Genomic DNA, 26,414 nt, shown 5'->3' with positions numbered 1-26,414 from the left:
GAGCAGTAAGGCAGAGCACAGTCAGATAGCACAGTCGACTGAGGGGAGTCCTCGCAATGCGGGTGGCTCCCCTCAGTCGGTTTTACTAGTGGCTCCCCTTGGAGAGGACATCAAAAAGAAGAGGCTATTTCACCGCGAAGCCTTGGGAGACCGCATAGATCTTCAAGCGTCGCTCCCACTCGTCGAAGAGATCTTGGCTGCGGCCGCCCGGTCTCAGCGCCGGAACAATCAGACGCGCAAATTCAGCATCAAGTTGACTATAAAACGGCAGATTATCCCAATCCCTATTGACTCGTTCCGCCGACTTGGCGTAGACGTCGTAAATCGGCTGATCGAAATACGGGTCGATGGTGCCGCGACGAGTCAGATCCTCCACATAGCCGGCCGCAGCGGACACGCCACCAGGCGCGCGCAATTCCACCGAAACCGGATCAAGCTGGAACCATGTGAGGAACGTCATCGCCGCAGTCAACCGCTTGGGTGGCAATCCGGCGCTGATCGCCAACGTTGAGCCGCCGATTTCCGCTGTAGCCACCTGACTGGGGTCGGCGAACGCCGGTGGCAGCGTGACTTTCCATAATCCCTGATCGGCGGGATACGACATGGAAAGAATCTTCCCCAGCCAATTCGCATACGTCACCGTGAGATACGTACCGGATTTGGCGCGCATATAACGGTTATCCCACAGCGGTTCAGCTTTCAACACACCGTCGTCGATGCATTGCTGAATGAACGTGGCGACATTGCGCACCAGGTCGCTGCGCATATGGAACATGATGGTCGAGTCATTCTCCACGGTCCATGGCCTCACCCGTGCCGAACGGAAGAACGAGAGATAATGCTGCACATCGATGGTGTCAAGCACACCCATGTACCGGCCGGGATTGCGGGCATGCAAGGCTACGCCGGTCTCATAGAACGCATCCCAAGTATTGGGCACGGCAAGTTGGTAATGATCGAATAAATCAGCCCTGTAGAACATGGCGGTCTGCGACTGATCTCCCGGAATGCCATAGAGTTTGCCGGCATAATGAGCGGACTGCCATGCCGCGCGATCCACTTTGGGGCCGAGCTCCTGTTCGATCGCCTCGCTGGACAGGTCCTGCAGTGCGCCGGAAGCCGCCAGCTGGGGGAGTGCAGTGCGCTCCACGTTGATGATGTCCGGCACCGAACGATGATTAATCACACGCTCCCAGTACAGCGACAGCGTGTTCTCCTGCGTACGGCCTTCAATCGGATCGATCACGATATGCGGATGCGTGCGCATGAACTCGTTAATGCGCGGCATGGTCTCGTTGAACGCATTCGACAGCATGGTGAGCACGATGGTGTCGCTCGAACGTCGAATCTCCGCATACGGACCCAGCTTCATTGTGGAACGCTTATGCGCGTTCAACGAATCACGTTTTACGAAATCGGCTGTTAAGATGATCGGCTCAGGGCGCATGCCCTCGGGGTTGCGAATGGCGCTCACCAGAGCATCCGCAGCATGTTCGGCCAACTGTGCCGCTTTCATGTCGATGGTGCTGAGCGTAGGCGTCAGCAGCGAAGACATGCGCGTATTGTCGAAACCAATCACGGAAACATCTTCAGGAATGCGCAGTCCATTGCGGCGAGCAGCGGCGATGAATCCGGCCGCAAGCTCATCGTTGAACGCGATCACGGCATCCGTGGGGCGTATAAGGTACTGTTCGACGGCCGCCTTGCCTCCGGCGACGCTCGGCTCACATTCTCGTACCACGCGATATGTCATGTCGTAGCGGAATGCGGCGGATCGAATATACCGGCGTCGGTATTCATTCGACCATGAGCTGGCGGGGCCGGCTAGATAGGTAATGGACGAGTGCCCGGTCTCTTTGAGCGTATGCACCGCATCATCGATGGCTCGAGCCATATCCACTGTGACGCTGCTCAAGCCGGGTGCCGTACGATTGAGCAGAATAATCGGACGAACCAGCATGATACGGCGAATATCAGGTTCGCTCAACCTTGATGAGATCAAAGCTACGCCATCCACATTGCGCATCACATATGACATGGCTTTGCGCTCCATGGCGGGTTTCTGATCGGTGTTCAACGTGATCAGACCATAACCCTTGGTAACAAGCCTGCGTTGCAGAGCACCGAGCATGTCGGCATACAACGGATTGGCCAACGTCGGCACGATGGCCGCAACCATGCCGGTAGAGGGCAGTGATTCGCTGGATGTCTGCTGGGCTCGTGTCAGATAGCCGAGCTGCTCGGCGATGCTGCGGATGCGGAACTCGGTTTTGGCCGCCACCCTGCCGGGTTGGCTTAACGCGCGGGACACTGTCGAGGGATTGACTCCGGCTTCGCGGGCGATGTCATAAATGGTAGCTTTATGGTGTGTCTGCGCCATGATCGGCTCCCCTCGGATGGGTGGAACAGGGGTGAACAACAAGGTCAGGCAATATTATGGCAACCTTTGGCAACAAGTGCAAACGGGTTGCCGGAATGCACGAATATAAAACATGTCAGCGATACGAACCGCGTGGAAGCGAACAGTATCGCGGGAAGCAATCAACAGACAAGTTCACTTGGAGGAACCATGTCTATTTCCATCACAGCCACCACGAAAGTGACTGGTGCTACGCCATCAAAAGCCGTGGCGTTCGCGGTCGAGGATATCGAGCGTGATCTTGCGGCCGTCACCGTGCCATCGGAGCAGCCAGGTGCGAACATCGTGTTGGTCGAAGGCCCGCATAATCCGGAAACCTACGAAGTGCGCGTGTCGGACGGCAATCTCGAGATTCATGCCGGCGATGATTTCGGCTTTATCTACGGTCTGTACGCGGTCAGCCGTGAAGTGTTCGGCGTCAAGGATTTCTGGTTCTGGAATGATCAACGTTTCGAGCCGGTGCCGAGCATTGAAGTCGCCGATGATTTCGCTGTGACCAGCAAGCCGACCGCCGTCAAGTACAAGGGCTTCTTCATCAACGATGAAGTACTGCTCGAGGACTGGAAATACGACAACGATTCGGATAAGACCTGGCGTCTCGCCTTCGAAACCGTCTACCGTCTGGGCGGCAACATGGTCATCCCCGGATCCGGCCAGCGCGGCGAACCGCATCTGAAGCTCGCGCAAGACATGGGCTTCTACATCAACCAGCATCACGCCTGCCCGCTCGGCGCCCGCATGTTCGCAGCAGCCTACCCGGGCGTGCAGCCCAAGTGGCCTGAAGAAGAGCCTCGTTTTGAAGCTTTGTGGCGCGAAGCCATTGAAGCCCAGAAAGGCAAGCGCACCGTATGGACCCTCGGCTTCCGCGGTCAGGGCGATCAGCCGTTCTGGAACTTCGATCCGCGTTACGCCACCGATGAGGCGCGCGGCAAGCTGCTCTCCGAAATCATCCAGCGCCAGTACGACATGGTGCAGGAAGCCGATCCGGGTGCCCAGTGCGTCATCTACCTGTACGGTGAAGCCATGGAACTCTACCGTGCGGGAGTCCTGACCTACCCGAAGCAGGTGGCCAAGATCTGGGCCGATAACGGTTTCGGCCGCATGGTCTCCCGCCGCCAGGAAAACAACAATCCTCGCGTGCCCGCCATGCCCACCAACGATGGCGACAACGGCATCTACTATCACGCCAGCTTCTACGATCTGCAGGCCGCCAACCACACCACCGATATCACCAATGACCCACGTCTTGTGGCTAAGGAACTGGAGGACGTGATCGTCAACGGCGGCGACGATGTGTGGATCGTCAACGCCTCCAACATCAAGCCGCACGTCTACTTCCTGAACTTCATCGCCGCCATCTGGCGCGAAGGCAAGATCGATTTCGAGAAGGTCGCCAAGCAATACATTGCCGACTACTACGGCAAGGCTAACGTGGACGCCGTTTTCGACCTGTACGAGGAATACTGGAAGTCCGCGGTACAGTACGGTCCCAACTGGGATGATCACGCCGGCGAGCAGTACTTCAACCATGTGCCGCGTATGCTCATCACCCAGTGGCTGCGCGACAAGCAGGCTCCGGCACAGGATCTGCGCTGGATGCACGACGGCAAGAACCTGAAAGAGCAGATCGACTTCTACCGTGGTCTGATCGCCCCAGCAGTCGAGCGGTACGCCGACTTGGCCGATAAGGTGGAACTCGCCGCCATCTCCGCCGAACTGCGCGGCGAGGAGGACGCAGCCGAGCTCATTCGCGATTCCATCGGCGTGGAGGTCGGCATCTACGAGCATTCGGTGGCCGCATCCGTACACGTGTGCGACGCATTGCTCGCAGGCTACGACGAAGACTGGCAGCACGCGTTCTATGACGCTGGTCTTGCCGCTGAGGAATTCACCGCGGGCGACCATGCGATGCGTGACCGCGAACACGGCAAGTGGGAAGGCTTCTGGCGCAACGACTGCCTGACCGACATCAAACAATCCGCCTGGGTGTGCGAGCAGCTTATGGGCTACCTGCGCTGCGTGGGCGACGGTCCGCACTACTTCCAGTGGCTGCGTGATTTCTGCTACCCGGCTTGGGAGAAGGACGTGTTCGTGATCATGAACATGGAGAACCACCCGACCGACCGTGAGATTTTCGCCGCCATGAAAGCCAAGTGGGGCAAGTAACCGTGCCACATCGTGGCTCCCTCTGATGAGGGGCTTGCACCGGGGAAGCGACCCATACAGCAATGTCAATGTCAGACTTCCCCTAATCACACTTCCCTCTCCAGCTTCTTGCATACAGAAGCGGAGAAGTAAGAAAAAGAAAAAACCGGACTTGGGAATCACCAAGTCTGGAAATAGAAAGGAATGCTGCAATGTCACAGCAGACGGCAGCCCCCGAGGCTAAGGCGCCTCAGGGACGCAAAATCAAGCTCATCAACGCTATCGGATACGCGTTCGGTGATTTCTACGGTGGCGGCTTCGGCCAGATTGCCACCTACCTGACCCTCTTCTGGACCACGTTCGCTGGTCTGAAGGTGGCTCAGGCCGGTTCCATCGTCGGCATCGCCACCATGCTGGCTGCATTCTCCGCATTGATCTTCGGCACGTTGTCCGACAACCTGTACAAGTGGAAGATCGGCCGCAAGTTCGGTCGCCGTCGTTTCCTGATCCTGCTGGGTGTGCCGATGCTGCTCGTCACCATCCTGATGTTCGTGCCGGGACTGCCGGTGTGGGCCTACTTCGTGGTGTACGCGCTGTGGATCATCGCCAACCAGCTGATCATGACCCCGTACTCGGTGCTCCCCAACGAGATGACCACCGACTTCAACGGTCGCACCATGCTCTCCACTACGCGTATGCTGTTCTCCGGCATCTCCACCGCGGTGATTCCGCTGGGTATGGCCGCCTTCCTCAAGGCCTTGGGCGACAAGCAGAGCTCCTCCTACACCATTTCGATGGGCTTCTTCATCGTGCTGTTCGCCGTGTTCGTGTTCATCGCCTACAAGTCCACTTGGGAACTCACTCCTGAAGAGGCAGGTTTCGACGAAGCCGCCATTGAGGCCGAGAAGAAGGAACCATTCAACTTCGGCAAGTGGCTCAAGGGCGTGGGCGACATCTTCGTCGGTTACTTCTCCACCCTGCGTAACAAGACCTTCCGCAAGCACATCCTCATCTACCTGCTCGGCCAGTCCTTCCTGGACATCTTCGGCCAGGTGTGGCTGTTCTTCGTGCTCTACAACCTCAACAAGCCTGTTGCCTTCGGTTCCGCACTGCTCGGCATGGCTCTGATCGGCGAACCGTTGAAGCCGGTGTTCGGCTGGATCTTCGCCAAGCTTGGTCCGCGCAAGATGTTCTCCCTGAACTTCGCCGGCGCCATCCTGGGCCTGCTGGGTCTGTGGGGTCTGTGGCAGACCGCATCTCAGAACAACACCGCTGCATGGAACGCTGCGCTGTACGTGGTCATGATCTGGTGGCTGGTCTTCCGCGCCATGACTTGGTTCATTCCGTGGAACGTGTTCCCGTTCATCCCGGACGTCGACATGATCATGGCCGGTGAGAACCGCGGTGGCCTGTACATCGGCTTCCAGCAGTTCGCCCGCAAGATCACCGCTGGCCTGTCCGCCATGGCTTGGGGCTGGTTCCTCGGCGCCAACGGTTTCGTGGAGGAAGCCTTCAAGGCCGGCAAGCCGCAGCCTGAGCAGGCTGTGAACGCCATCGGCACCGTGCTGGTTTGGTGGATTATCGCAGGCCTCGCCGTGGCCTGGATCATCTCCTTCACCATGAAGCTCGACAAGACCACCGACGCCGTGCTGCTCAAGGAAATCGATCGTCTCAAGGACGGCGGCAAGAAGGCTGACGTCGATCCGGAGACCAAGAAGGTCGTCGAACAGCTGACCGGCATCAAGTACGAACAGTGCTGGCCGCAAACTACCGAATGATGCAGTAATCATTCGACATCGATGACCGGCTGATTCCCGTTTGCGATCACAGTCGTGATTGCGAACGGTGATCATGAACGATCCATCCGCGAAAGGCTCCTCGTGCATCAGAGGAGCCTTTCGTCGTCATATTTTGCAATATGGAAGTTTGCATCTCGAGAAACGTACAGCCATTACAATGAGCCGCGTTACTGAGTTATCGGGCGCAAATGTGCGTCAAGGAGGAACAATGGCAGAGATCACATGGAAGTCGATTCTCACCAAGCTGGTCGGGGGAGACCACCTGAGCGCCGAGGAATCCGAATGGTTCGTTGACGATTTGATGAAAGGCAACGCGAACCCCGCGGCCGTGGGCGCGGCGCTCGCCATGCAGCAGCAGCTGGGTCTGACCGCCGAGGAGGTGTCCGGCGCGGCCAAGGCCATGGTCTCGCACGCCATCCCGCTGAACGTGTCCGGCGAGACCACCGATATCGTGGGCACCGGCGGCGACGGTTTCGCCACCGTGAACCTGTCCACGATGGGCGCCGTGGTGGCCGCCGCAGCCGGCGTGAAGATTGTCAAGCATGGCAATCGTGCCGCATCCTCGAAGTGCGGTGCCGCTGACGTGCTGGAAGCTCTGGGCCTGCCGCTCGATTTGAAGCCGGAAGCCGTGGGCGAGGTCGGCGACGAAGTGGGCATCACGTTCGCCTTCGCACGTACCTTCCACCCGGCCATGCGTTTCGTGGGCCCGGTTCGTGCGGCTCTCGGCATCCCCTGCGTGTTCAACGTACTGGGGCCGTTGACCAACCCGGCCAAGCCGGCGCACGTGGCCATCGGCTGCGCCAACCGTGCCATGAGCCCGATTATGGCCGGCGCGTATGCCGCCGCAGGCCAATCCGGCATGGTATACACCTCGCATGAGGGCATGGATGAGCTGGCTCCCACCGGCCCGGTCTCCGTCTGGGAGATTCGCGACGGCAAGGTCACCGAAACCGACTTCGATCCGACCGTGGATCTTGGTCTCGCCAAGATCAATGTCGCCGACCTGAAGGGCGGTGAGCCGGAAGTCAACGCCGCTGCATTCCGTGACTTCCTGGCCGGCAAGGATGTGCCATCGCGCTCCACCGCACTGCTCAACGCCGCTTCCGCCATCGTGGCAGACGGTCACTTGGTGGGCAATGGTTCGCTGGCTGAACGTTTTGCTGAAGGCTACAAGATTGCTGAAGATGCTGTTGACTCCGGTAAGGCCGAAGCCCTGCTGAACCAGTGGATCGCAACCGCCAAGTCCAAGGAAGCCTGATTACACTGCGGTTGATTACATGATCAACCATGTAACCAATCGCACAGTCGGATTCGGGTCGGTCAACATTGATTCTGAAACTCCCCTCGCACGAGGGGAGTTTTTTATCGCTTACGTATCGCTGTAGATCATTCGACAATGATGTCATACGATTTGGCAACAATGGCAACAAGTGGCGGAGGTGGTAAGTACTCCGATATCCTTTAATCATGTCCGACCGATGGCGGTCAGGGATCGTGGGAGGAACATTGTGAGTTCGTTTGCGGAATTCGGAGCTCTGGTCAAAAACCGGCATAAGCCGAAAGATAAGCCAGCCGATACCAAGGTGGCGTTGGGCTTTCTGGCGCCATGGCTCATTGGCGCAATATGTTTGAGTCTGATTCCCATGGTGTATTCCTTGGTGATTTCCTTCACCAAATACAACATGATCAAGCCGCCGCAGTTCGTGGGGCTCATGAACTACCGGCATATGCTTGCCGACCCCAGATTCATCAACTCGCTGACTGTCACGCTCACCTATGTGATCGTCTCCGTGCCACTGCAGCTGGTGGCGGCCCTCGCCTTGGCAGTGTTGCTCGACCGGGGCATGCGTGGACTCTCGTTCTACCGTTCCGCCTTCTACCTGCCCTCCATGCTGGGCGGTTCGGTGGCTGTGGCGGTGCTCTGGAAGATGGTGTTCGGCTCGGATGGTCTGTTCAATGCGTTCCTCGGGCTGTTCGGCATTGATACTTCGATGAGCTGGATCGCCAATCCGGACACCGCCAACTGGACGTTGATCGCGCTGCATGTCTGGCAGTTCGGCTCTCCGATGGTCATCTTCCTGGCCGGTCTTCGCCAGATTCCGCGCGAGCTCTATGAGGCGGCCAGTGTGGATGGTGCCGGCAAATGGAGGCAATTCCGGTCCATCACCCTGCCGATGCTCAGTCCGATTATCTTCTTCAATCTGGTGATGAGCATCATCAATTCCTTCCAGACGTTCACGCAGGCTTATGTGGTTTCGGGCGGCACTGGAGGCCCCAGCGACTCCACGCTGTTCTACACGCTGTACCTGTACCAGCAGGGCTTCGCTTCGTTGCGCATGGGATACGCCTCCGCACTGGCTTGGATCATGGTGGTGATCGTGGCCTTGCTGACGGGAATCAATTTCGCTCTTTCAAAGTTCTGGGTGCATTATGACGACTAATGCCGTAACCAACAAAGCCATATTCAATCCTCCGGAATCCATCAAGGAGAAAACCATGCGTGAGATGCGCAGCCGGCAACGTGAACAGGACGCCTATGCGGAACTGGGATCCGGCGCGGGCATGAATCCTCATCGCGGCCGCAGTGTCGCGCGCGTAGTCGTCGCTGTGGTGAAGCAGGTTGTAGTGCTCCTGCTGGCGATTGTGATGCTGTATCCGATTCTGTGGATGGTCGCGAGCTCCCTGCGCCCGCAGGATGAAATCTTCACCAATATGGGTTTGCTGGTCACCAATCCGGTGTGGCAGAACTATGCAGCCGGGTGGAACGCGCTGAGCTACCCGTTCGGCCGCTACATTCTGAACTCGCTGATCATCGTGGTATTCGCCATCATTGGCAACATCCTGACCTGCTCAATGGCGGCCTACGCATTCGCGCGACTGCACTTCCGTTTCCGCGGGGTGCTGTTCGGCTTCATGCTGCTGATGTTGATGGTGCCGATTCATGTGATTGTGATCCCGCAGTACATCATGTGGAACTCGCTGCACCTCATCAACACATTCGTGCCGCTGATTCTGCCGAAGTTCCTTGCGATGGACGGGTTCTTCACCTTCCTGTTCTACCAGTTCCTGCGTGGTTTGCCGCGCGACCTGGATGAAGCCGCCAAGATCGACGGTGCCGGACACATCCGCATCTTCTTCCAGATCCTGCTGCCGCTCATGAAGCCCGCCATCGGCACCTGCGCGGTGTTCACATTCATCTGGACATGGAACGACTTCTTCAGTCAACTGCTGTACCTGACCAAGCCGGATATGTACACCGTCCCGATTGCTCTGCGCACGTTCATCGACGCGCAGTCCCAATCCAGCTACGGTCCGATGTTCGCGATGAGCGTGGTCTCGCTGATTCCATTGTTCCTGGTGTTCACGTTCGGACAGAAGTACCTCGTTCAGGGAATCGCCACAACCGGAGGCAAGTGATGGCAGAAAACATGAATGGAGCGTTATCTGCGTTGCTGTCTCCTCGACGTACCTTCGTACGTCTTCGTCGCCGCGCCTTGATACCGCACGCATCCATGTTCCCTGCTTCCATACGGAGGAAGAATTGATATGAAGCGTATATGGAAGAAGATTGCGGCTGCGGCTCTGACTGCGGCGATGTTGTGCGGTACAGCCGCCTGCGGCAGTTCGGTCGGCGCATCCGATGTGCCGGTCGTGCCGGCCGAGGGCGATGTGACCATTCGTCTCAACTGGTGGGGCGGTGATGCCCGCATCAAAGCCACCGAGGCTGCGGTCAAGGGATTCGAGCAAGAGCATCCGAACATTCATGTGGAGACCGAATACTCCGACTGGACCGGCTACTGGGATAAGCTCGCCGTGCAATCCGCTGGCGGCAACGCGCCTGACGTGATGCAGATGGACCAACTCTACTTGGCGTTCTACGGTTCGATGAACGCCCTGTTGGACATGGACAAGGCCTCACAATACCTTGATCTGAGTCATATGGACGCGGACACGCGTGACACGGGCAAAGTGGAAGGCGTTCAGGTGGCGGCTCCGGCTACCATCGCGCAGTTCGGTGTCATCGTCAACAATGACATTCTGGATGAGTTGGGCATCACATTGCCTGACACCAGTGCATGGACGTGGAAGGAGTTCGAGAACGTCGCCCAAGAGGTCACTGAGAAGTCCAATGGCAAATACATCGGCTCCATCTTCATGAACAACAGCTACGGTCTGGAACTTTGGGCTCGCCAGCACGGGGAAAGCACCTTCGACGGCAACAAGGTGAGCATCTCTCCCGAGACGTTAGCCTCGTTCCTCCAGATGCCGGAAGACTGGGCCAAGAATGGCATCGAAGGCAGTGCCGAACGTTGGAGCGAGAACACCACGGCCTCCATGAATGATACTGATTTCGGCAAAGGGCGGCAGGCGTTCATGCTTACACAGGCCACGCAGATCACTCCGTATGCTCAAGCAGCAGGCAACCCGCACATGACCTTGGTGCAACTACCACAGGTCAATCCGGGGGAGAAGACCATGTACTTCAAGAACGGCATGTATTGGGCGATTTCCTCTGGTTCGCAGCACCCGGCTGAAGCCGCCATGCTGGTTGACTATCTAATCAACAATCGTGACGCCGGAACGATTTTCGGCACCGAGCGTGGTATCCCGGCCAACAACGATATTCGTACCTCGCTCGCCAAGACGGCCACGGGAACGGACAAACTATCGCTGGACTTTGTGGATGCAATTCGTCCGACGGTAGGTAAGGCTCCGGAAGTGGTGCCGAATGGCGCATCCGAATTGGATAAGACCATCGTCCGCTACCAGCAGGATGTGGTCTTCGGCAAGCGCAAGCCGTTAGATGCCGCGAAGTCGATGATCGCCGAATTGCAGGAGTCCATCGACTTCAATTCGTGACGCGGATGAGGCGTTGCGCAGAAAAGACCCCCCAACACACAGAGTCACCTCCATCCGATGAATTGACTGACGGTTTTCCAACGTTGACTGACGGATTTCCAACGAAAAACGTTAGAAATCCGTCAGTCTGTGTGAGGAATCCGTCAGTCAAAACAGTCAGACGCGAGCGCCGTCGTCGAAATAGCCGCCCTTATCGCCGGGGCGGTTCTTTCTATTCAGAATCTTGACCACCAGGCCGCCCAAGCCGAGCACCGTGCATATGCCGAACACGATGTTCAGGATCGAACTCAATACGGGAATGCTGTAGAGCGCGGGAACCAGAATCATGGCCAATGTGCCCACCAAGCCGATAACCAGCAACACAGTCAGCAGCACCGTCGATGCATGGACCGGACCCAAATCAGGATTCGGGGGAGTGAAGCCACCGTCATCGTAACGGTCCATTACGTCGTCGGTGTCGAGCCAACTGGAACCGGTGAAATCGCGCGGGCCTCGCGCTTTATTCGCGCGTTCGTGAAATGGGCGAACGCCATCGGTAAAAGCGTCGGCGCTCAAATCATCCACGGAAAGCAGTGCCTCTTTCTCGCGTTTCTTGGCCTGCTTCTCGAATTTCTTCGCCTGTCGAGACGACGCCACATCATTGAGGTCCGCCTTATGTTCGGCTTCGAACGCCGCCCATGCGGCATCAAGATCGCTGTGCTTTGCGCCATCATCCGGCGTGGGTGTTGTGGGCTCGTCGGCTGCATTGGTATTGTTGAGGTCAGTCATATAGTCCACTTTAATCTGATGCCCCAAACCGCGCAGGGAGGGAAACGCCAAGTGCTGTACTGGTTCTTCGTCAAAGTCTTCGGTCCTATTGCCCGCCATCGTCTTGGCCCCACTGTCTCCGGCTTGGAGAACGTGCCACGTGCCGGCGGTGCTATCATCGCAGCCAATCATCTGGCGGTGATTGATGATGCGCTGATTCCGATTACCTGCCCGCGCATGGTGCATTTCATGGGCAAGGCCGAGTATTTCGAGGGCAAGGGTCTGAAAGGCAAGTTCAAGAAATGGTGGTTCACTTCCGTGGGCGTGTTCCCCGTGGACCGCTCCGGCGGCAACAAGTCGCTCGGTGCGCTTGAACATGCGCGCGAGATCATCGAAGACGGTCACCTGTTCGGCATTCACATCGAAGGTACGCGCAGCCCGGACGGCCGCATGTACAAGGGGCACACCGGTGTGGCGCGTCTCGCCTTGGAAACCGGCTGCCCGATTGTGCCGGTGGCGTTGATCGGTTCGGACAAGCTGCAGCCGATTGGCACGTCCATTCCGAAGAAGGGCAAGACGCAGGTCAAGTATGGTAAGCCGATCGCGGTGTCCAAGAAGTCCGCGGACGAGATCACCCATGCGGAACTGCGCGAGCTGACCGATCGTGTGTCCGCCGCGATTCAGGCCATGAGCGGTCAGGAATACGTGGATGAATACGCGCAGAAGGTCAAGGCTGAACTCAAGGCCGCCAAAGAGGCCGCAGCCGCCAAGGAAACCGGCGAAGCTGAAGACAAGGCCTGATCTCCCATTGCCAGCTGTATGAAAAAGGTTCCTTCTTTACGGAAGGAACCTTTTTCATACCTGCGTGCGGATGCTATCGCAGTCCACTGCCACAGTCCACTAGCCGCTACTGTGGGATGTGAGGCCACTACACTGTGGGCCAACTACACTGTGGGTCAGCTACACTGCGGGCTGACTACACAAGCCAACTACACTGCGGACCGCGTATGCACGGCCTCACACGTAGCCTCACACCACGGTCAGCGTAATCACCGTGGGCGAGCCGTTCTCATCGCGCAGTCGCACGGTTTCGCCGGCCTTGGGACTTTGCACGCGCACCTCATGGGTGATGTCGCCCAATGGCGCGGACTTCTTGACCGTGAAGCCGAGTTTCTCCAGCTGCTTGGCCGCATCATCGTACTTCATGCCGACCACGTTCGGCAGTACCGTGGTCTCCGGTCCCTTGGACACCACCACGTCCACGCTGTCACCCCATTTGAGCTGCGTGCCGGCCTTCTGCGAAGTGGAGATCACCGTGCCGGCGGCGATCTTGTCGTCGTATTGTTCGCTAATGTTCGCGGTGAGCTTCAGCTCCCCGAACGATGCAAGCATCTCATCCTTGGTTTTGCCCACCACATCCGGCATGCTCACCGGCATCGGACCCTTGCTCAAGGTAATGGTGATTTCAGCGTCATGCTTGATCGTGGTGCCCGGATCGGGGGCGATGGTCAGCGCCGCACCCTCCGGCACATCCATCGAATACTGGTCGTTGGCCTCATCGTGCGTGACCTTGCTGAATCCCATCTTCTTCAGCGTGGCCAGCGGATCCTTGCCGTTGGCGGAGCTGGAGTCCAGAATATCCTCGGGAATGGTGATTATCTGCGCGCCCTTGGACACCACGATATCCAGCCGCTGATTGCTGCGTTTGCCCACATGGCTATTCACGAAGGCCTCGGCCTTATCAATGGAGGCCGAAACGATCTTGCCTTTGGCGATGTCGTCGTTGAATGCTTCGGTGACCTTATACGGTACGCCTGTGGTTTTCAGCAGGCTCTCATACGTCTTCCAATCCGCTCCGGCAAGCGAGCAGGACGTGTCTTCGGCGGTGCAGGTCACATCCTCAGGCTGTGGCACGCTCCAATAACTGCCCGGGCCGGCGAACCACCACCAGCCGAAGCCGCCGCCGGTGCAGGCGAGCACCAGAGCCACGATGGCCGCGATGATGAGCGCGGTTTTCTTACGGGAGCTGTGCTCATCCGCGGCCTTGCCCGTATCCGATGCCGCAGCAGGATTGACGCCGTCGGATGCCGAGTCCGCCTCACCCGACTGATTCGTAGGCAATGCCTGGGTGGGCTCTCCCGGCATATGCGGCAGCACTTGGGTCTCGCCGCTCTGGGACAGTTCGGACTGCGCCAAGCCGGACTGCGGCATCACCGTGGTATGCGTAAGCCCATCCGCGCCCATCGCCGGCTCAGTGGCTGGCTGAGATTGCACTGGGGGAGCGGGCGGCGCAGACTGTGCTGCCGGTGCCGCCGAGCCGGCAACCGCATCCGTTGACATATCCGATGCTGGCTGCACGGCGGTCAGCTTGGGCGCCGATTTGCCGATGGTGCCCACCAAGGCGGGCGCGGTGGCATCGGTGCGATTCGGGTCGCCGGCATCGACGTGCAGTCGATAGCCCCACGCCTCCAACGGCAGCTTCGCCGCCAGCTGGCGCAGTTCGGAAGCCGCCTCGGTACCATCTTTGGGACGGGCTTCGACCGCACGCGCGGTCAGATGAGCGATGAATGCGGCCACGCTCGGATCAATGCCTGGGCAGACGGTGGCGATGGACGGTACATCCTCATGAACATGCTTGAAGACAAGCGTGACCGGATTATCCGAGTCGAACGGCACCTTGCCGGCCAGCATCTCCCATGCCATGATGCCCACCGAATACAGGTCACCTTGCGCAGTGGCCAGATTGTTCTCGATCATCTCCGGTGCCAGATACGCCGCAGTGCCGAGCAACATGCCAGTGGAGCTCAGCGTGGCCTGGCTGGCTGCCTTCGCCAGCCCGAAGTCCGTGATCTGCACATGGCCTCGATCATTGAGCAGGATGTTCTCCGGCTTGATGTCGCGATGCACCACGCCGATGCGATGCGCGGATGCGAGACCATCCAATGTTTCCGCGATGATGCGCAGCGTCTCACGCACGGAGAACGTGCCCTGCATGTTCATTTCACGACGCAGATTGATGCCATGCACGTATTCCATGACGAGGAAATCAAGACCATTGAACTCGCCGGTGTCATACACCTGCACGATATGCGGGTTGGCAATGGCGGCCGCCGAATTGGCCTCACGGCGGAATCGTTCCACGAATTGCGCGCGATGCGGGCCTTGCGCCAATTGCGTGTGCATCACCTTGATGGCCACAGTACGACCCAGACGCTCATCGACCGCCTCATAGACGGTGGCCATGCCGCCTTCGGCGATGGCGCGCACAATGCGGTAGCGTCCCTCAATCATCTGCGCGGGCTCGTTCTCACTCATTGATTCGTACGGTTCCTTTGACTACAGCTGAACAAGGCCAAGTGTACATGGCACTAGCGTAAATCGGCGGGGATGAAGCGCGCGCATGCCTCAATCAGCTGTTGGTTGGACTGTTCGCCAAGCTGCCAATCGGCGATGGCCTTACGCGCTTCATGCCACAATACGGCGATACGCTGGCGCGATTGATTGATGGCGCCGGTTTGCTCGAACATACCGATGGCGCGTTCGACTTGCGTTTCATCGCGATGCGGTGCCTCGAACATGTCCATCAATTCCTGCCGTGTGGCGGCATCGGCGGCGCTCAGCGCGTCGGCGAGCAGTACGGTGCGCTTGCCCTCGCGAATATCGCCGCCTACTGGCTTTCCGGTGTTGCGGCTTGAACCGACCACATCCAACAGATCATCCGCAAGCTGGAAAGCGAGACCAAGCGGTTCACCCACGGCCAGCGCACGCTGGCGGGCGGTTTCCGGATCCACGCCAGCCGCCAACAAGGCGAACAGCAGGGGAGCGATGGTGGTGTAGCTTGCGGTCTTCCAACGGAACACGTTCAACGAAGCCTGAGCCAACGCCTCCGGATCCTCGAGGGACGTCATCTCCACGCCCAGATCCAACACCTGACCGATCTCCACCTCACGCTGCATGGTGAGGAATGATTCGATGATGGCGTCGCCGTTCTCAAGCTGCTTGGCCGCCCGGCGTGCGATCTCGATGCAGGCGGTGGCGAGAATATCACCCAGCATCAGTCCCAGACCGCGGCCGATCGATGCGCTGTGCACCGTGGCCTCAAGTGCCTTATGCGCGGACGGTTTGCCGCGGCGCAGGTCGGATTCGTCGATGATATCGTCGTGCACCAGCGCGGCTGTCTGGAATACTTCGATGGCGCAGGCCAAGTCGATCATCGCGTTGCGCATGTCGGCGCGGCCGCTCAACGCGTCGAACGCATCAAGACTGAGCAGCGCGCGCAATCGTTTACCGCCCTGACTGGAGGATACGGCCTGATCGACCACTTCGCCCATCACCTGTTGCAAAGCGTCGGCCACGGTACCGGTGGCTGGGGCATCGGACAGTTCCTGAACCAATTCACGGATGCGAGGTTCGACTACGGCAAGGTCATTTGCGATGGTGCACATGCCTTATAACTTATCCACAGGTTGTGATGAATACAAGAACGTTGGAAATAAAGGGCTGTGAAGCTCGAACCACATACCTTGTTTTTCACCCTGCGCAGACCGGATTTCATGCATAGTGAGCACATGCCCATTCGGGCTTGCTTCGGGCAGGGTGCTCGCGGCATGAACGCGCAGGTCAAGGAGGACCATCATGGCGAACAAGAACAATCGACGTAAGCACACGGATGCCGGCGGCACCGACACGACTGCTGAGCGTGGCGTGAGGCGGGAACGCGCACGAGGCCATGGCGCTCGCCGCGACCAAGGGGAGCGCGATTCGCGCCATCGCGGCGGCGCTCGAAGATCGGGCGCACACACGGGTCAATCAGACAAAGGACAACGCCGTGCGCCACGCGAGACGCAGTATGTGCCACCGTGCTATGTGTCACCGTGCGAACCATATATCTCCCAGTGCGAGACACTGCCCATGCCGGAGCCTGAATCCTGCGGCTTCGACGGATTCGATATGGACGATCTGGACATGATGCAGCACGCATTCCATGAGGATCGGCGAATGCGGGGCCCGCAGCAGGCGGATGCTGATTGGGTGTCCGAACCATTGGACGCATGGCTTGCTTCCCTGGACGATGGATCCGCTGATTTGGAGGCCGACACCATGGCGGCGTTTGCCGTGGGCATGAACGAGACCCTGTCGATCCGCGACGCGATCATTCTTTCGCTGGTGATCGATCAGCGGCAATGCCCTAAATCAATGCTGATGGAATTCGCCGCCAAACCACATAGCAAGCACGCCAAACGACGCATGAGCGAACTGCTGACCGCCGCATTCGAGGATGAAGGCATAGTGCCGGACGAGGAGCGCTGCCGTACGGGAGTGGACATGCTGCTCACCATGGCCGCATTGTCTCCGGTGCCATACTGCATTCAACCGATGGCGGTGGCCGCGTACACGTTATGGTGGCTGGGCGATCCCAGCGCCGCCGCGCTCGCCCTGCAATGTCTGATACTCGATGAGGATTGTTCGCTGGCGGCGATGGTCTTCTCCGCGGCCGACCGGGGCATCTCCCCGGCATGGTGTGCGTGCCGTGTGGCGGATTCGGCCATATAGCAGGGTTTTCCTCGTCTTGTGAGGTGGTGGCGTGCGGGGTCGACGAGCGAACGTGCATCATGCCTGCAACACATTTTTTCGTCAATTGGGAATAATCGTCCGTGCAAGGTGATTTACTCTCTTAGTTGATGATTTGCCCTTGCCAGAAGTGTGCCTATGTGGTATGGAACTTCCGGCGAGAGATCAGGAGGAGCAGTTTTGGCCACGAAGGAAACGACGGCAACCAAGTCCACGGAAGGCTCCGGCGAGGAGACCACGCCGAAGAAGAAGGCCAGCTCTACGACCACCGCACGCAAGACCTCCGCGCGTAAGCCACGCGCCACGAAGTCGGCCAAGGAAGCCGCAGGCGAAGCCAAGTCCGGCGAGAAGGCGGCGAAGAAGACCACTCGTAAGCCACGCGCCACCAAGAAGAGCGCCAAGGCTCAGGACGAGGAGCTGCTGAACACCGAGTCCGATCAGAACGATGATCTCGATGAGGATGCAGTGGATGACGCCGACCTCGATGTCGACGACCTCGACGAGGATCTCGACGACGTTGATGACGCTGCCGACGAGGACGACCTCGATGAGGATGACCTTGACGAGGATGACGTCGACGATGAGGATGATGACGACGAAGACGCCAAGCCCAAGGCTCCGGAAAAGCCGAAGGAAAAGGGCGCCTATGTGGTCTCCGACACGGATGACGACGATGAGAACATCATCCCGGCCGGCAATCCGAAGCGTCGTGTGATCGCAGCCGGCGCCACCGCCGATCCGGTCAAGGACTATCTGAAGCAGATCGGCCGCGTGAGCCTGCTGAACGCCGAACAGGAAGTCGACCTGTCCGAACGCATCGAGGCTGGTCTGTACGCCCAGCACTTGCTGGATACCCAGTCCGAAGGCATGGAGTTCAAGCGCAAGCGCGAGCTCAAGTGGGCCGCCGCCGATGGCAAGAAGGCCAAGGATCACCTGCTGGAAGCCAATCTGCGACTCGTGGTGTCGCTTGCCAAGCGCTACACGGGCCGCGGCATGCTGTTCCTCGATCTGATTCAGGAAGGCAACCTGGGTCTTATCCGCGCCGTCGAGAAGTTCGACTGGAAGAAGGGCTTCAAGTTCTCCACCTACGCCACGTGGTGGATTCGTCAGGCCATCACCCGCGCCATGGCCGATCAGGCTCGTACCATTCGCGTGCCCGTGCACATGGTGGAAGTGATCAACAAGCTTTCCCGCGTACAGCGCCAGATGCTGCAGGATCTGGGCCGTGAGCCCACGCCGGATGAGCTGGCTCGTGAGCTGGACATGCCGGTGGAGAAGGTGCAGGAAGTGCAGAAGTACGGTCGTGAGCCGATTTCCCTGCATACTCCGCTGGGCGAGGATGGCGATTCCGAGTTCGGTGATCTGATTGAGGATACCGATGCCATCGCACCATCCGACGCCGTGGCCTTCTCCCTGCTGCAGGAGCAGTTCAAGCAGGTGCTCGAGACCCTGTCTCCGCGTGAAGCTGGTGTGATCAAGATGCGTTACGGCCTTGAAGACGGCCAGCCCAAGACGCTGGACGACATCGGCCGTGTGTACGGCGTGACCCGTGAACGCATCCGCCAGATCGAGTCCAAGACCATGTCCAAGCTGCGTCACCCGTCTCGTTCGCAGACGCTGCGCGACTTCCTGGATCAATGATCGATTGCTTGGCTTCCCTCCGTTCGAGGGAAGCCAAGATGGTATTGAGAGAGAAATTAAGGATTTATGGCCACAGAAGATTATGGCGCGAAGGATCTTGCCGTCCTTGAAGGCTTGGACGCGGTACGCAAGCGCCCGGGCATGTACATTGGCACCACCGATTCGCAGGGTCTTATGCACTGCCTGTGGGAGATCATCGACAATTCCGTTGATGAGGCATTGGCGGGTTTCTGCACGGATATCACCGTGACCCTGCATACCGATGGTTCGGTGGAAGTGGCGGATAACGGTCGAGGCATCCCGGTGGATAAGGAGCCGAAAACCGGTCTGTCCGGCGTGGAAGTGGTCCTTACCAAGCTGCATGCCGGCGCCAAGTTCGGCAACTCCTCATATAACGCGGTCGGCGGCTTGCACGGCGTGGGCTCCTCGGTAGTGAACGCGTTGAGCTCCCGACTGGATGTTCAAGTCGATCGTGACGGCAAAACCCATCACATGGCATTCCATCAGGGTCATCCCGGTGTCTATACGGATGCCGATCCGGCCAATCCTTCGCCGGATTCGCCGTTCAAACGCACCCGTAAGAACCGGCCCACCGAACTGGAAATCATCGGCAAGGTCAGCCCGAAGACCACCGGTACGCGTATCCGGTACTGGGCGGATCCGGAAATCTTCAACAAAACCGCCGAATTCTCGTATGAGCAGTTGGTCGATCGCGTACGCCAGACCAGTTTCCTGGTACCCGGGCTCAAAATCACCATTGTGGATGAGAACGTGCCGGAATCCGCGGCCGTGGAGCAAACGGCACCGGATGCTGTCATCGCATCTGCCGAGACCGACGAGCCAGTGCAGTCTGCAGAAGTTGTGCCGTCTACGGAACCTGCGCAGTCTGTCGCAGTCGAGGTAACCGCAGCAGCCGAGGCTCAGGAGCCGCAGGACAACAGCAGCGAGGAGGATTTCTCGCTGAACATGTCCAACGAAGTCGTGGATGGCGCATTCGGCGAACAGCCGGCGCACCCGCGCGTAGTGGAATTCCGCCACACCGGTGGCGTCAAGGACTTCGTGGACTTCCTGTCCAAAGGCGAGCCGGTTTCGGACATTTGGCGCATCCAAGGCGAAGGCACCTACAAGGAGGAGACCCAGGCGGTCGGCGCGGGCGGCGAACTGCACGCGCAGGAAATCGAACGCACCTGCGGCATCGATATCGCCTTGCGTTGGGTGAACGGCTATGACACGACGATTCGCAGCTTCGTGAACATCGTGGAGACACCGGGCGGCGGCACCCATGTGGATGGCTTCCTGAACGGCATCACCAAGCAGATTCGCAAAGCCGTGGAAGACAACGCGCGCAAGCTCAAGGTGAATCTCAAGGACTCCGCCATGAAAGTGGAGCGTGACGACATCACCGCCGGGCTTGTGGCGGTGATTACCGCACGCGTGGCCGAACCGCAGTTCCAAGGCCAGACCAAGGATGTGCTCGGCACCGCACAGGTCAAGCCGATTGCCACCCGACTCACGGATAAGCAGTTCGGGGAGATGATTACCGGCGCCAAGCGCGGCTACAAGGAGCAGTCCGGCCGCGTGCTGGAGAAGATTGTGGGGGAGATGCACGCCCGCATCCAATCCCGCAAAGCCAAGGAGGTCACGCGCCGTAAGAACGCGCTGGAATCCGCTTCGATGCCAGCCAAGCTGTCCGACTGTCAGCCTGGCAATGATGACATCGCCGAACTGTTCATTGTGGAGGGTGATTCCGCACTCGGTACCGCCAAGGCTGCACGCAACGCCGGATTCCAGGCGCTACTGCCGATTCGAGGCAAGATCTTGAACGTGCAGAAGGCCTCGATTACGCAGATGCTGTCCAACAAGGAATGCGCGGCCATCATTCAGGTGGTTGGTGCGGGCTCCGGTCAGAGTTTCGATATCGAACAATCCCGGTACCACAAGATCATCATGATGACCGATGCTGATGTGGATGGCGCGCATATCCGCATCCTTCTGCTGACATTGTTCTACCGCTACATGCGGCCGCTCATCGAGCATGGCTACGTGTACGCCGCCGTGCCGCCGCTGCATCGCATCGCGTTGACCGGCTCGCATAAGGGCGAATACATTTATACGTATTCCGACGATGAGCTGGCCGGCAAGCTTGCCGACTTGGACAGGCAGCATATCGGCTACAACGACGACATTCAGCGATACAAGGGTCTGGGTGAGATGGACGCCGACCAGCTGGCCGACACCACCATGGATCCGCGCACCCGCATGCTGCGCCGCATCCGCATGGAGGACGCCGCCCAGGCTTCCGAAATCTTCAGCCTGCTCATGGGCGATGACGTGCCGCCGCGCAAACAATTCATCGTGGATAACGCCGACGATTTCGACCGCTCCAAGATCGATACCTGATCGGTCGGCTGGACATCGCATCATGCGATGCCGCATACGATGTCGTGCATCGCGATGGCCCCGACTCCCGTGGTACCGTTCAATCGATACCGGGAATTGGGGCCATTGCGATTGCCTGCGTTTTTGCCTGCGTTTTTTGCCTGCGTTTGCCGCCACGGTTTTGGCTGAAGTCAACAAGCTACTTGCCGCTACTTGCCGCAGGTCACATCCTTGGAGGGAACCGTGCCATTCACCAGGAAATCATCCACGGTGTTGGCCACACAGGTGTTCTTCGCGTCATAGGCGGTGTGTCCCTCACCCTTATAGGTCAGCAGCACGCTGTTCTTGATGAGTTTCGTCAGATTCACCGATGACTGATACGGGGTGGCCGGGTCGCCTGTGGTGCCCACCACCAGAATCGGCGCGGCATCCGGGGCGGAATAGTCGAGCTTCTGGATGTGCGAACGATCCTGCTTTAACGCATCGCAACCGATGTTGCCGTACGCCATGTAACGGCCGAACGTAGGAGCCTTCTCGTCGATTTCCTCGGCTGCCTGCGCTTCCAGATTCATATCCGAGGTCGGCGGATTATCCAGGCAGTTCACCGCCATATTCGCTTCCATGGAATTGTCCGTGTACTTGCCGTTCTCATCACGGCCAAGATAAGCGTCCGCCAACAGCAGCATGGTGTCCGCGTTCCTATTGTGCTTGAGCTCATCGAACGCTTTATTGAGATACGGCCAATTGTCCTTGGAATACAACGGCAGGATCGTGCCATACATCATCGTCGTGCCATTGATGCGTTCGCCGGATGTCGACGTGGGCCATGGGTTTTCGTCGGCCTTTTTGAGCCATCCCTGAATCTGTGTGACGGATTCATCCACGGTTTTGCCGGTGAAGGGGCAGCTGCTCGCATTGTTCTTCAAGCAGTCCTCAAGATACGCCTTCAGCGCGTTCTCGAAGCCCACGGCCTGATTGATGTTGGCGTTCAGCGCATCCTCGGTGGGGTCGACCACACCGTCCAACACCAGACGTCCGGTCTGCTTGCCGAACATGGCGGCATAGGTGGAACCAATGTACGTGCCATAGGAGAAGCCGAGATAATCGAGCTTGTCCTCGCCCATGAGCGCCCGCATCATATCAAGGTCGTGCGCCACGGACTGCGTATCCACATGGTCGATGAGACTTCCGGTGGAATCACGGCAGATCTTGGCGAACTCCTGTGCGCGTTCGCGGCTCTGCTCGAGATTGTCCTTCGTGGTGGGGTCGGCAAGGAAGAAGGTGTTCATCATAGCGCTGTCGCCATTGCAGCTGACCGGCGTGGAATCGGCCACGCCGCGCGGGTCGAAACCGATGATGTCGTAGTTCTCGCGCAAATCGTCGGAAGCGGTGTCGTTGACGAAACTATCGAGGAAGTCAGCGCCTGAGCCGCCCGGGCCACCGGGATTGATGAACAGGAATCCTTTGGACTGGCTGCCGGTGGCGAAATGCACGGCCAGATGCAGTTCAATGGGCTTGCTGGAGGCATGGGACCAGTCGGACGGAGCCTTCAACGTGGTGCATGCGTCGCCTTGGTAGCAGGCCTTCCACTTGAACTTCTGCGTGTAATACGAGTCGAATGCGGCATCGATTGAATCAGGGCGCTTGGATGGTTGGGGAGCGGGATGATCCTGCTCAAGCTCCTGATCGGAGTAAGTGTAATGGGAGTTGGATCCGGCGGATTCGACCAACACCCAGATGCCACGGGCGATGCCGGCGATGATGGCGACGTTCAATGCGATGGCCACCACCACGGTGATGAGGATCACCAGCCATGTCGGCATCTTACGGCGAGGCGGCATGGCGGCAGCCGGCGTCTGACCGCCCCAGGGGTTGGCATAGGGGTTGGCTCCGTAATATGGCGGAGGAACAGGGGAGCCCGGGCCTGCGGGTTGGTTGGAATACTGCGGCGACTGCACATACGGCTGCTGCGTGTACGGCGGCTGTGCGTATTGCGGTTGCTGCGTTTGTTGCGGTTGCTGCGGGGCGGAATAAGGATTGGGGTTCTGTGGATCAGGTGACGGATATGATGCCGGATTCGGCTGTGGCGTGCTCATGCCTCCAGTCTAGCGTTCCATGCCGCAATAACCCAGCTTGGATTGCTGAACCTTTCGGCGGCATTGTCGGCGTGTTACTTACCTACCGTTCGGTAAGCTGTATGACATCGTTATCACGAACAGTGTTGTTGCGTTGTAGGAAAGGTGTTTGCATCATGGCCAGCTTGCTGCTAGCGGTGATTTATGTGGCGTTCATCAGCCTTGGTCTGCCGGACGCGTTGTTGGGTGCGGCGTGGCCGACCATGAGTCAGGATTTGGCGGTGCCGGTCTCGTGGGCGGGCGGCATCTCGGCGGTGATCTCCATGTTCACCATCGTCTCGGCATTGCTGTCCGATCGCATGACGCTCAAGTTCGGTGCAGGACGCGTCACCGCGGTTTCCGTGGCGTTAACCGCGGCTGCGCTCGCAGGCTTCTCCATCGCGCCGAATTATTGGGTGCTGCTGCTTATCGCCGTACCGTATGGCTTGGGTGCGGGCGGCGTGGATGCTGCGCTGAACAACTATGTGGCCGTGCACTACGAAAGCCGCCACATGAGTTGGCTGCATTGCATGTGGGGCGTCGGCGCTTCGATTGGCCCGTACATCATGGGATTCGCGCTGTCTCGCGGGCAAGGCTGGCCGTGGGGCTACCGGTACATCGCGATCTTGCAAGTGGTGCTCACCGTGATTCTGATGCTGAGCCTGCCGTTGTGGAAGTCACGCAAGCGGACCGCCGCTGAAGCGCAGGGCGATGCCTTGGATGCCGCTGCCGAGGCCGATATGCAAGGCAATGAGGCGCGCAAGCCTCTGGGCGTTGCCGGCGTGCTGGCCATTCGTGGTGCCAAGGAGATCCTCATCATGTTCTTCTGCTACTGCGCCATCGAAACCACCGCAGGACTGTGGGCCTCCAGCTACATGGTGCTTCACGGCGGCGTGGATACGATCACCGCAGCCAGCTGGGCAAGCTTGTTCTATGTCGGCATCACCGTGGGCCGTGGCCTGTCCGGATTCATTACGATGAAGCTTTCCGACCCGCAGATGATTCGACTGGGACAGATGCTGGTTTTGGCTGGTATCGTTGTCATGTTCGTGCCGCTGCCGCATCATTTGGGTATCGTGGTCGGCCTCGTGGTGGTCGGCCTCGGTTGTGCGCCGATCTACCCATGTGTGATTCATTCCACACCTACCTATTTCGGCGAGGAGAACTCGCAGGCCATCGTCGGCGTGCAGATGGCGTGCGCCTATATGGGTTCGCTGCTCATGCCTCCGGTGTTCGGCGTCATCGCCCAATACGTGAGCATCGCGCTCTACCCGTGGTACCTGTTGCTGTTCCTCGTACTGATGACCGTGATGCACGAGCGGCTGCGCAAGATTCGCGGCTAAGCGATTGGATGCGGCGTTTGCGGATACGTCTGTGATGCTCGTATCGCCTGAAAATTAGCCATTTTGTTACCTCTCGGAGTCCGCCGATTCGACCTTTGGCCCATGTGCCTACTATGCTGAGCAACCATGGAGAAAAGTGAAGAACATGAGCAGATGCCCGAGCCGGTGCGTGATCGACTGGAAGCACTGGGCAAAGCGCAGGGTTCTGTAATTGTGGTCGGTTCCATGAACGCCGACTACACGGTAAGTACGAAACGACTGCCCAAACCGGGCGAAACCGTCAACGGTGGTGCCATGAAGGTGCTGCCAGGCGGTAAGGGAGCCAATCAGGCTTCGGCCGCAGCACGCCTCGGCGCGAACGTGCAGCTGCTGGGTGCTGTGGGAGAGGACGCGAACGCGGACTTCCTGTTGAGCAAGCTGGATGAGGCCGGCGTGGATACCGCCGACATCCTGCATGTGGAGGGTCCGAGCGGCACCACCTTGATTACCGTAAGCGCCGAAGGCGAGAACACCATCGTCTACTCGCCGGGTTCGAATTCCAAGGCGAGCGCCGGATACGTGCAATCACATCGCGACACCATCGCGGCTTGCGCAGTGCTTGGCCTGTGTTTGGAAAGCCCGATTTCCACGGTGATCGCCGCAGCCCAGACCGCACATGAGGCTGGCGTGACCGTGCTACTCAACGATTCGCCGTTCATGGATGAGCTGCCGCACGAATTGGTGGAGGCCACCGACATTCTGCTGGTCAATCAGCATGAAGTGGCGCAGCTGCTGGGCTTGCCGGATGAGGAAAGCACCGATGATTACGACTGGTATGAAGTGGTGTCTCGCTTCACCGATTACGGTTTCGACCGTGCCATTGTGACGCTTGGCGCTTCCGGCTCGATTGTGATTGAGGACGGACGCTGGCACCGAGTGTCCGCGGCCCAGGTTGATGCGGTCGATACCACCGGTTGCGGCGACTCCTTCATGGGCACTGTGCTCGCCGGTTTGGCTGCCGGCTTCACGCTGCTGCAATCCGCGCAGATCGGTTCCTACGTTTCCGCGTATGCCGCCACCAAGCTTGGTGCGCAAAGCGCGTATGGCAGCGCTGAGGAAGTCATCGAATACTTCAGCTGATGATGTTTACGCGCGGGATTGTGGTGGCGCCATGTTAGTGCTGCTGTTCTAGCGTGGCAAATCCTCGAATGACCCGATACTGCGCCTTGCTGACAACTCGTCAGTGGGGCGCATTTGCTATTGGCCCGAGGTTTTGCCTCGTTGGTGGATTGCCAGTGAGGAGAATCGTCGGTCTGCCCGAGGTTTTGCTCCGCTTGGAGGCCGTTGGCGTGGTGATTTGTCAGCCTGCCCGAGGTTTTGTTCCGCTGATGGGCGTTTGCCGAGGTGTATTGATGGT

General features: G+C 58.8%; 17 protein-coding genes. 12 read left to right on the top strand and 5 right to left on the bottom strand.

The features are described 5' to 3' along the window. Nucleotides 1–124: 124 nt before the first annotated feature. Nucleotides 125–2,380, bottom strand: a complete 2,256-nt coding sequence (locus JS530_RS08170; RefSeq protein WP_214376689.1) for an extracellular solute-binding protein — start codon at nucleotides 2,378–2,380, stop codon at nucleotides 125–127. Between the two features lie 189 nt (nucleotides 2,381–2,569). Between JS530_RS08170 and JS530_RS08165 the strand changes: the two genes are divergently transcribed. From JS530_RS08165 to JS530_RS08140, 6 genes are all read left to right on the top strand, one after another. Further along, nucleotides 2,570–4,585 carry a glycosyl hydrolase 115 family protein gene (locus JS530_RS08165; protein ID WP_214376688.1) on the top strand — a complete coding sequence of 672 codons (2,016 nt, stop codon included), beginning with the start codon at nucleotides 2,570–2,572 and terminating at the stop codon, nucleotides 4,583–4,585. A 191-nt stretch (nucleotides 4,586–4,776) separates the two neighbouring features. Then, complete coding sequence (locus JS530_RS08160) at nucleotides 4,777–6,342, top strand: MFS transporter (RefSeq protein WP_214376687.1); 1,566 nt, start codon at nucleotides 4,777–4,779, stop codon at nucleotides 6,340–6,342. 229 nt (nucleotides 6,343–6,571) lie between these two features. Beyond that, nucleotides 6,572–7,621 (top strand): anthranilate phosphoribosyltransferase, encoded by a 1,050-nt coding sequence (gene trpD / locus JS530_RS08155; RefSeq protein WP_214376686.1) that lies wholly within the window; start codon nucleotides 6,572–6,574, stop codon nucleotides 7,619–7,621. 250 nt (nucleotides 7,622–7,871) lie between these two features. Further along, nucleotides 7,872–8,804 (top strand): carbohydrate ABC transporter permease, encoded by a 933-nt coding sequence (locus JS530_RS08150; protein ID WP_214376685.1) that lies wholly within the window; start codon nucleotides 7,872–7,874, stop codon nucleotides 8,802–8,804. Beyond that, nucleotides 8,794–9,780, top strand: a complete 987-nt coding sequence (locus tag JS530_RS08145; RefSeq protein ID WP_240541152.1) for a carbohydrate ABC transporter permease — start codon at nucleotides 8,794–8,796, stop codon at nucleotides 9,778–9,780. Before JS530_RS08150 ends, JS530_RS08145 begins: the two co-directional genes overlap by 11 nt. A 129-nt stretch (nucleotides 9,781–9,909) precedes the next feature. Then, nucleotides 9,910–11,223, top strand: coding sequence for an ABC transporter substrate-binding protein (locus tag JS530_RS08140; RefSeq protein WP_214376684.1), 1,314 nt, complete (start codon nucleotides 9,910–9,912; stop codon nucleotides 11,221–11,223). Nucleotides 11,224–11,379: 156 nt separating this feature from the next. Here JS530_RS08140 and JS530_RS08135 read toward each other — a convergent pair whose 3' ends face one another. Further along, nucleotides 11,380–11,991: a hypothetical protein gene (locus JS530_RS08135; RefSeq protein ID WP_214376683.1), complete on the bottom strand. Its 612-nt coding sequence runs from the start codon at nucleotides 11,989–11,991 to the stop codon at nucleotides 11,380–11,382. Nucleotides 11,992–12,042: 51 nt separating this feature from the next. Between JS530_RS08135 and JS530_RS08130 the strand changes: the two genes are divergently transcribed. Continuing rightward, nucleotides 12,043–12,771 carry a lysophospholipid acyltransferase family protein gene (locus JS530_RS08130; RefSeq protein WP_214376682.1) on the top strand — a complete coding sequence of 243 codons (729 nt, stop codon included), beginning with the start codon at nucleotides 12,043–12,045 and terminating at the stop codon, nucleotides 12,769–12,771. 228 nt (nucleotides 12,772–12,999) lie between these two features. Here JS530_RS08130 and JS530_RS08125 read toward each other — a convergent pair whose 3' ends face one another. Together JS530_RS08125 and JS530_RS08120 are read right to left on the bottom strand one after the other, a co-directional pair. Continuing rightward, nucleotides 13,000–15,285: a Stk1 family PASTA domain-containing Ser/Thr kinase gene (locus JS530_RS08125; protein WP_214376681.1), complete on the bottom strand. Its 2,286-nt coding sequence runs from the start codon at nucleotides 15,283–15,285 to the stop codon at nucleotides 13,000–13,002. Nucleotides 15,286–15,338: 53 nt separating this feature from the next. Continuing rightward, the gene (locus JS530_RS08120; RefSeq protein ID WP_214376680.1) at nucleotides 15,339–16,415 is read right to left on the bottom strand and encodes a polyprenyl synthetase family protein; all 1,077 of its coding nucleotides are present in this window, start codon (nucleotides 16,413–16,415) and stop codon (nucleotides 15,339–15,341) included. A gap of 505 nt (nucleotides 16,416–16,920) precedes the next feature. Here JS530_RS08120 and JS530_RS08115 point away from each other — a divergent pair. The 3 genes from JS530_RS08115 (at nucleotide 16,921) to JS530_RS08105 (ending at nucleotide 21,582) form a co-directional block, all read left to right on the top strand. Then, on the top strand, nucleotides 16,921–17,523 hold the full coding sequence (locus tag JS530_RS08115; RefSeq protein WP_342590063.1) for a DUF4192 domain-containing protein: 603 nt from the start codon (nucleotides 16,921–16,923) through the stop codon (nucleotides 17,521–17,523). A 198-nt stretch (nucleotides 17,524–17,721) separates the two neighbouring features. After that, nucleotides 17,722–19,182 carry an RNA polymerase sigma factor gene (locus JS530_RS08110; RefSeq protein WP_214376679.1) on the top strand — a complete coding sequence of 487 codons (1,461 nt, stop codon included), beginning with the start codon at nucleotides 17,722–17,724 and terminating at the stop codon, nucleotides 19,180–19,182. A 66-nt stretch (nucleotides 19,183–19,248) separates the two neighbouring features. Then, on the top strand, nucleotides 19,249–21,582 hold the full coding sequence (locus JS530_RS08105; RefSeq protein ID WP_214376678.1) for a DNA gyrase/topoisomerase IV subunit B: 2,334 nt from the start codon (nucleotides 19,249–19,251) through the stop codon (nucleotides 21,580–21,582). A gap of 188 nt (nucleotides 21,583–21,770) precedes the next feature. Here JS530_RS08105 and JS530_RS08100 read toward each other — a convergent pair whose 3' ends face one another. Then, the gene (locus JS530_RS08100; protein WP_214376677.1) at nucleotides 21,771–23,657 is read right to left on the bottom strand and encodes an alpha/beta hydrolase; all 1,887 of its coding nucleotides are present in this window, start codon (nucleotides 23,655–23,657) and stop codon (nucleotides 21,771–21,773) included. A gap of 155 nt (nucleotides 23,658–23,812) precedes the next feature. Here JS530_RS08100 and JS530_RS08095 point away from each other — a divergent pair, with 155 nt between their 5' ends. Continuing rightward, nucleotides 23,813–25,018 carry an MFS transporter gene (locus tag JS530_RS08095; RefSeq protein WP_214376676.1) on the top strand — a complete coding sequence of 402 codons (1,206 nt, stop codon included), beginning with the start codon at nucleotides 23,813–23,815 and terminating at the stop codon, nucleotides 25,016–25,018. A 153-nt stretch (nucleotides 25,019–25,171) separates the two neighbouring features. After that, the gene (locus JS530_RS08090) at nucleotides 25,172–26,137 is read left to right on the top strand and encodes a ribokinase (RefSeq protein WP_214376738.1); all 966 of its coding nucleotides are present in this window, start codon (nucleotides 25,172–25,174) and stop codon (nucleotides 26,135–26,137) included. Nucleotides 26,138–26,414 lie beyond the last annotated feature (277 nt).

This window comes from Bifidobacterium colobi (assembly GCF_018555455.1).
GTDB classification, from domain to species: Bacteria; Actinomycetota; Actinomycetes; order Actinomycetales; family Bifidobacteriaceae; genus Bifidobacterium; species Bifidobacterium colobi.
This window is presented reverse-complemented; position numbering and strand designations above follow the sequence as displayed.